Raw genomic sequence first — 6,765 nt, 5'->3', positions numbered from 1 at the left:
TTGACCGCTTCGATCTTGAATTCTTCGGGGTAACGCTGACGACTCATGGCACCTCCTATTTGGGCCTCATTATGAGGCTTGGAGGTGTCTACGAAACCAGGGGCGATTCATCTCTTTTATGCTTTTGGTGCGGACTATTTGTTTGTTTTTTATGTGAGCACTGCTAATGCTTTCAAATTTAAAATCTTGACTGTCCACCGTGTAACTCAGATCGGTCAGAATTTTCTCTTCGCTTTCAAAGGAGTTCTGACTCTTTAATTTCCGCTGATCGCGTCTGCTATGAAGGAATTTTTTTAGATTATCCGGTGAAAAGTTCTGATTCAGCATAGGATTCTCTTTTACCAATCTGGCATGCGATGATAGTCGCTGAAATGTGAAGGGTGGTTGTCGAGAGTTCAGGTTTTCATGTTTCTGTTCTGCTAAATAATATGCTATATGGCACTGAATTTAATCAAATGCTAATTTGACATCGATTTTTATGTGAGCTAACAATTTGTTTCATTTTTGGTTCGCCTGGGCGCATCGGAGGAAGCATATTTAAATATGGATCAAAGCACAATGCCATCATGGTCTAATCTACCTGCCAAAGCTGTTTGAGCTTACGCGGTGTAGAGCTAACCGTACAAAGTCCGCCGGAGCACATTTCTAGATCCGAAAGCTTCAGTCGACCACTCGTCGTTTTTGATTGAAGTTTTGGCAAATCTCCCATTTGCACTAAATGTAAGTGTCGCCGTCGCTAAGTGGCGCTCATCTGTAAACCTCCCCACGTCATCCCGCCAAGAACATTGAGTGCTATCAGGGATCAAGGCCCCTGCGACCTGTGGGGAGTGTCCTCTACGCGTGGCTGGCGGCTCCTTACGACCGGGAGCAAGGGCATCTCATGATCTGGCCTCCTTGACACCGTTACTGGTGGGCGGGTGGAGGCAGCATTGGCTGACGAGACCAGTGCCTGAAGATCCTGAGCCAGGTGCAAGCAGCAATGCGATGACCGGGGCATGCCTGACTGTCAGTCAGGTGCAGTCCATTCCTTGGTCTGCGGCACCATCATCTACATCGCTGTTGATGGTGACATCGGCGTTTGTCACGCCGATTGTCATGAGGGGGATTGCCGCGAAGACATGTGCGATCAGGGCTGCAGCAGTGTTTGAAGTGCCCGGCTCTTTCCAGGAGAAATAGGTGGATACAATTGGCGCAATTTACGACAAAGCGGATAGATTGCTGCAGGACAGCGGGGTTGGCGATGACCGCGATTATGCGCAGAGAAGGAATGTCATCCATTGCTTTCGGCGGGATGTTGGGAGCCGCTGGACATTAGTCATGGAGGGTTATCGCGCAGGGTTTATCCCTCCGGTAGCGAGCCCCGTTGGGTGGCCCATCAATGGCGTGGGCGTGGGGGTTACCGACGTCAGCTGGTCTGGGTAGCTGTTCTGGAATGCCAGCAATGTGTTTGATAGACATTACTACGCTGGGTACGGGTTCGATGCGGGGCCGACCTTTTGGGCGCTGGGGAGATCTCTGGTTGGCGGTGAGAACGGTGTTTTGGCGGAGGCATTTGGGGCTGCTGTGCAGCCCATCGCAGGCAAGCCAGCTCCTACACGGGGCGTGCAGTTTTCAAGGGTATGGGTGGCCTTTGGATATGGGGGTAGCTCAGCTTACTGAAGCTGGTGCGTATCCAGTGCGCTGCAAGGTGGCAATCCCGTGACGGGCCTATCGGGCTGCCCTGAGGGGCTATGGGGTGTCGCAGCGAACACACAAACAAAAAAGGCCCACCTTTCGGTGAGCCTTTTTTGATACATCGTATGGTGCCGGCACCAGGAATCGAACCCGGGACCTACTGATTACAAGTCAGTTGCTCTACCATCTGAGCTATACCGGCAATGGGGCGTCATTATAACGATCGTTTGGCGCCTGTAAACCACTTCCTTGCGATTGTTTGCAAATGAGCTAAGTCACCGGCTTAAAAGGAGATTTTTCCTACCAGCCGCGGTGGATCGTGTTGACGTTTGGCTCGGTTTTGCCGGGGTTGAAAAACAGCTTGTCGTTGTCGCAGCCGCGCTTGCGGCAAGGGGTGTCGGCGCGCAGGGGGAGGCCTCGGTCGCCGCCCAGTTGCATGGCGGGGGTGTCCCAGCCCAGGTTGCTGGAAGGCTGGCTTGGGGTGCCGCCGGCACACGCGGTCAGGGCCATGGCGAGGGTCAACAGGGCAAGGGGCTTGGCTTGGGTCACGATAAGGGTCCGTTGTTCCATTGTCGGCTCTGGCGCAACGCCAGAAGGTCGCAGGGCTGGCGGTCAGCGTGCGACGTGTCTTTTTAATGATTTGGGGGGCGGATAATACACCCTGGAAGGGGAGGCGGTGCGTGACCTGTAAGGCATTTCTGAACCTGAAACCAAATGCTTCGGGGTTGGGCTGCTTCGGACCTATCCTACGCGCGCTGCCGAAGTATCGCTGTTGTCGGGGAAGTGCCTCACGGATACCGTTTTCGGGTCGTTTCGGCGACCGGGTGTGAGAACCCGATTGAGAAATTGGCGGCACTGTAATGGTGGCCGTGCGCGGGCAGACTTCGGTCTGGCCGAGTCTTTTCGCGTTTTTTCTCCTCGGTTTCTCACCCCGCGTACGGCTGCCACCTTCAATCCGTGAGAAAGATCGGGTGGCAGTTCCTTTTTGAGAAAAAATGGAAGTCCGCCATGATCAAAATCGTCCCCGATCCACCCCAGCCCCACATTGAGATCACCACCGCAGGCCTGGAAACCTTCCTCGAAGTCGGCAACCCACCGGTTAACCTGCTGCGCGTACAACCCGGCATCCCCATCGACGATGCCTACGAGCAGGTCTCGATCTTGCTCGGCTATATCAAGCACCTGCTCAGGGAGGGCGATATGGAAGACGACCACAAGCTGTTGGGCGCAGCCGATTACCTGGCGGCGCTGGCCAAGGCTTTGATGAACGATATCGAGCTGGCCAAGAACAAAAACCGTTGACGCATCGGGCCGCTTTGTGGCCCCTGCAGAAAGCACAACAAAAGTTTATGCACAAGTAGCATTGCCCACTTGCGCGAAAGGCATGCCGAACCCATACGCCGCTGGTCTTTGCGCAAATGCCTGTTTTTGCGGGCCTTGAACTGCCTGCAGGAATAAGCCAAACGCTTGAAATAGCGCTTGGATCCAACCATTCATCAAAAGCTTGTGCACAGACTTATCCACAGGTTGTGCTGCGGCTAACGGTCGCGTTCCGCGAGGATGAGCAGGTTGCGCGGCGTGAGTGGGTAGTCGCAGAACAAGCCAAGGCGCACGGCATAGCCTTGTTCTTCCATGAACAGGGCGCGGTCGAGTACCAGCCACAGTTCCAGGGGGCGGCGGAACAGGTTGCGCACCCGTTCGAGGTTGCGGACTTCGGCCAGGCGCTGCCAGCCGGCGGCCTCAAGGGCAGCCCAGTCTGGCGTGCCGCTCAGCGGGAGTTGCTTGAGTGCGGCCAGGTCGCGGCAATACGCCTCGAAGGGCTTGTCCAGCCAGGCCACCGGCAGCGATGGGGTGGGCAGGTAATCATCACACTGGCGCTGTTGGCGTTGCAGCAGGTCGAAGCCCAGGCGACGGGCCATCGAGGTGTCGCGCTGGCGGCGCACGCGGGCGCCGGCGGTGACGGTTTCACTCAATGGCAGGCCGAGGTCGTCCAGCGAAAGCCGTAGGCTGGAGGCTTGGGCGGCTGTGGATACCGGCTGGTAGTGCTGCGCTTCGATGCGGTTGTAGCAGCAGGGGGCCACCGCGACTTGGCGGCAGCCTTGCTGGCTGGCAAGGCGCAGCAGGCGTACGTGCAGGTCGCCGCAGGCGTGCAGGGCGACCACGGTTTTGTCGCTGTCGAGGTGGCGGGCACTGTCGGCGGCCATTACGTCTTGATGCACATGGCGCGCGGGTAGGTGGTGGTGGTCACTCAGGGCTTGGCCGGCAGCGACGAGCTCAGCGTCGTATTCCAGGCAGGTCAGCTGCTGGCCGGGCTGCAGCAGGCGGCGGCCGAGGTGGCCTTTTCCGGAGCACCAGTCCAGCCAGTGCTGGGGTTGCTGGTTGAAGGCCAGGCGGCGGGTGAAGGCTTCGATCTGCTGCCACTTGCGGCCGGGTACGCCGACGTCGAGGCGGTGGGCGGCGGGCGGCAGGCCGGCGTCGGGGAGTTTATCCAGGGCGCTGAAGTGGTGGGCTTGCTGGGCCAGTTGTGGGAAGGGCGCGGGCAGGGTGGTTGGGTCGGGCTCGGCGTCGGCATCGGCCAGGGGGGATTGGCGCAGGTGGGCGGCGAGCGCTGGGTGTTGGGCTTCCCATTCCAGGCGCAGGGCGGTGAATGGCCTGGGTTTCCACAGGTGCTGGTGCTCGGTCAGGAACTGGTCTAGGGCCTGGAAGCGGTCGCTTAGCGGGTGGCTGTGGAGGATGGGGGGTGGGGTCATGGTTGTGGTCGGCAGGGTTGGGGCTGCTTTGCAGCCCTTCGCGGGCAAGCCCGCTCCTACAGGGTGCACAAGGTTTGAGCCCGGTGGCATTCCTGTGGGAGCGGGCTTGCCCGCGAAGAGGCCAGTAAGGTTTAGCGCCCTTGGCAGGCGTCTACCCGCAACCAGCGCTCCAGCAGTTTGAAGCCTTGCACCAGCACAAACGAGATCAACAGGTAGAACAACCCGGCGGCAAAGAAGATCTCCACCGGCAGGTAGGTGCGGGCGATGATGGTCCGCGCCATGCCGGTCAGTTCCAGCAGGGTGACGGTACTGGCCAGGGCGCTGGCCTTGAGCATCAGGATCACTTCGTTGCTGTAGGCCGGCAGGCCGATCCGGGCGGCGCGCGGCAGCATGATGTAGAACAGGGTCTTGCCCCGCGACATGCCCAACGCCCGTGCTGCCTCGACCTCACCTTTGGGGATCGACTGCAACGCGCCGCGCAGGATCTCGGCGATGTAGGCGGCGGTGTGCAGGGTCATGGTCAGCACGGTGCACCAGAACGGATCGCGCAGGTAAGGCCACAACGAACTGTTGCGCACGGCGTCGAACTGGGCCAGGCCGTAATAGACCAGGAACAGCTGCACCAGCAGCGGGGTACCGCGGAAGAAGAAGATGTAGCTGAACGGCAGGGCGCGCACGTACCAGTGGCGGGACGAGCGGGCGATGCCCAGCGGGATGGCCAGGATCAGCCCGGCAACCACCGCGATGGCCACCAGCTCCAGGGTCAGGGTCGCGCCCTGCGCCAGGCGTGGCAGCCATTTGATGATGACTTCCCAATTCATGATTCAGCCCTCGCAAAGCCGCGAGCGGCGCGTTTTTCCATGAAGTGCATGCCGGTCATGGCGATGACGGTCAAGCCCAGGTAGATGCAGGCCGCGACCATGTAAAAGGTGAACGGCTCTTTGGTCATGGTCACGCCGATCTGCGCGTGGCGCATGATCTCTTCCAGGCCGATGACCGACACCAGCGCGGTGTCTTTCATCAGGATCATGAACAGGTTGCCCAGGCCAGGCAGGGCGATGCGCCACATCTGCGGCAGGATGATCCGCGACAGAATGCGCGCCTTGGACAGGCCCAGTGCCAGGCCGGCTTCGCGGTGGCCCTTGGGGATTGCCAGGATGGCGCCACGGAATACTTCGGTGGCGTAGGCGCCGAAGCACAGGCCGAGGGCGATGACGCCGGCGGCGAAGGCACTGAGCTCAAGGCCGGGCATGTTGAGCGCCTCGCCGAGGCTGTTCATCATGCCGACGGTGCCGAAATAAATAAGCAGGACCCAAAGCAGTTCGGGCACACCGCGAACCAAGGTCGAGTAGAAGCCGCCAAGCCATTGCAGTGGCTTGACCGGGGACGTTTTGGCGAGGGCACCGAGCAGGCCCAGGATCAGCCCCAGCAGCAAGGCGCAGAGCGCCAGTTTTACGGTCATCAAGGTGCCAGCCGCAAGGGCCGGACCGAATCCGTGCAGGTCGATAGTCATGGGTAGGGTCGTTCTAGGGACCAGCACGCCTCAAGGGCGTGCCGGTCGGGGCGAATCAATAGATGCTGAACGGGAAGTACTTGTCGTTGATCTTTTTGTAGGTGCCGTCGGCGACAATTTCCTTGAGTGCGGCATTGAGCTTGTTGCGCAGCTCATTGTCGCCTTTGCGTACGGCAATGCCGACCTTGTCGCTGTCGTTTACCGGTTCGCCTTTGAACTCGAAGTTTTTGCCGGCAGCGGACTTCAGCCAGTCGTAGTTGGCGTACTTGTCAGCGAGGATGGCGTCGAGGCGGCCGGAGGTCAGGTCCAGGTAGGCGTTTTCCTGGCCATCGTACAGGTTGACCTTGAACTCGCCGTCCATGCCGCCGTTGTCGTCCAGCCAGGTGGCTGCCTGGGTGGCGCGCTGGGTACCGATGGTCTTGCCTTTGAGCGAGGCGCGGTCGGTTTTGAAGTCGACGTTTTTCGGGGCGATGAACTGCTGCTTGTTCGAGTAGTACGGGTCGGTGAAGTCGACGGCCTGCTTGCGCTCATCGGTGATCGACAGCGACGAGATCAGGAAGTCGAACTTCTTGGCGTTCAACGCCGGGATGATGCCGTCCCAGTCAGAGGTGACCACTTCGCATTCGACTTTCATCTTGGCGCACAGTGCGTCTCCGATGTCTTTGTCAAAGCCGACCACTTGGCCGCTGGCATCCTTGTTGTTGAACGGCGGGTAGGCCGCCTCAATGCCCATTTTGAGTTTTTCGGCTGCCATGGCATTTGCCGAGAACACCAGGGTGGCGGCAGCGGCCAGGAGGAATTTCTTATAGGTCTGCATTCGTGTTGCTC

At 59.2% G+C, this 6,765-nt stretch carries 6 protein-coding genes and 1 tRNA gene; 1 reads left to right on the top strand and 6 read right to left on the bottom strand.

Going from position 1 to position 6,765, the window contains the following annotated elements; translation table 11 throughout:
* Positions 1-1,800: 1,800 nt before the first annotated feature.
* Positions 1,801-1,876, bottom strand: a tRNA-Thr gene (locus HU750_RS24905).
* A 98-nt stretch (positions 1,877-1,974) separates the two neighbouring features.
* Positions 1,975-2,223: a hypothetical protein gene (locus HU750_RS24900; protein WP_027594254.1), complete on the bottom strand. Its 249-nt coding sequence runs from the start codon at positions 2,221-2,223 to the stop codon at positions 1,975-1,977.
* Positions 2,224-2,682: 459 nt separating this feature from the next.
* Between HU750_RS24900 and HU750_RS24895 the strand changes: the two genes are divergently transcribed.
* Entirely contained in the window at positions 2,683-2,976 is a 294-nt protein-coding gene (locus tag HU750_RS24895; RefSeq protein ID WP_186682943.1) for a DUF3077 domain-containing protein, read from the top strand.
* Between the two features lie 236 nt (positions 2,977-3,212).
* Here HU750_RS24895 and HU750_RS24890 read toward each other — a convergent pair whose 3' ends face one another.
* From HU750_RS24890 to HU750_RS24875, 4 genes are all read right to left on the bottom strand, one after another.
* Complete coding sequence (locus HU750_RS24890) at positions 3,213-4,424, bottom strand: methyltransferase (RefSeq protein ID WP_186682941.1); 1,212 nt, start codon at positions 4,422-4,424, stop codon at positions 3,213-3,215.
* Positions 4,425-4,555: 131 nt separating this feature from the next.
* Positions 4,556-5,245, bottom strand: coding sequence for an ABC transporter permease (locus HU750_RS24885; protein WP_186682939.1), 690 nt, complete (start codon positions 5,243-5,245; stop codon positions 4,556-4,558).
* A complete protein-coding gene (locus tag HU750_RS24880; RefSeq protein WP_027594258.1) occupies positions 5,242-5,937 on the bottom strand; it encodes an ABC transporter permease in 696 nt (231 codons plus the stop codon). The genes HU750_RS24885 and HU750_RS24880 overlap by 4 nt, the downstream gene beginning before the upstream one ends.
* A 55-nt stretch (positions 5,938-5,992) precedes the next feature.
* Positions 5,993-6,754 carry an ABC transporter substrate-binding protein gene (locus tag HU750_RS24875; protein WP_099428098.1) on the bottom strand — a complete coding sequence of 254 codons (762 nt, stop codon included), beginning with the start codon at positions 6,752-6,754 and terminating at the stop codon, positions 5,993-5,995.
* Positions 6,755-6,765 lie beyond the last annotated feature (11 nt).

The sequence above is a fragment of the Pseudomonas sp. SWRI50 genome, assembly GCF_014269095.1.
Taxonomy (GTDB): Bacteria; Pseudomonadota; Gammaproteobacteria; order Pseudomonadales; family Pseudomonadaceae; genus Aquipseudomonas; species Aquipseudomonas kermanshahensis.
This window is presented reverse-complemented; position numbering and strand designations above follow the sequence as displayed.

Excerpts from the sequence above, each read along its gene's own strand:
- HU750_RS24895 (WP_186682943.1), top strand. The coding sequence starts at position 2,683 with ATGATCAAAATCGTCCCCGATCCACCCCAGCCCCACATTGAGATCACC.
- HU750_RS24890 (WP_186682941.1), bottom strand. The coding sequence starts at position 4,424 with ATGACCCCACCCCCCATCCTCCACAGCCACCCGCTAAGCGACCGCTTC.
- HU750_RS24885 (WP_186682939.1), bottom strand. The coding sequence starts at position 5,245 with ATGAATTGGGAAGTCATCATCAAATGGCTGCCACGCCTGGCGCAGGGC.
- HU750_RS24880 (WP_027594258.1), bottom strand. The coding sequence starts at position 5,937 with ATGACTATCGACCTGCACGGATTCGGTCCGGCCCTTGCGGCTGGCACC.
- HU750_RS24875 (WP_099428098.1), bottom strand. The coding sequence starts at position 6,754 with ATGCAGACCTATAAGAAATTCCTCCTGGCCGCTGCCGCCACCCTGGTG.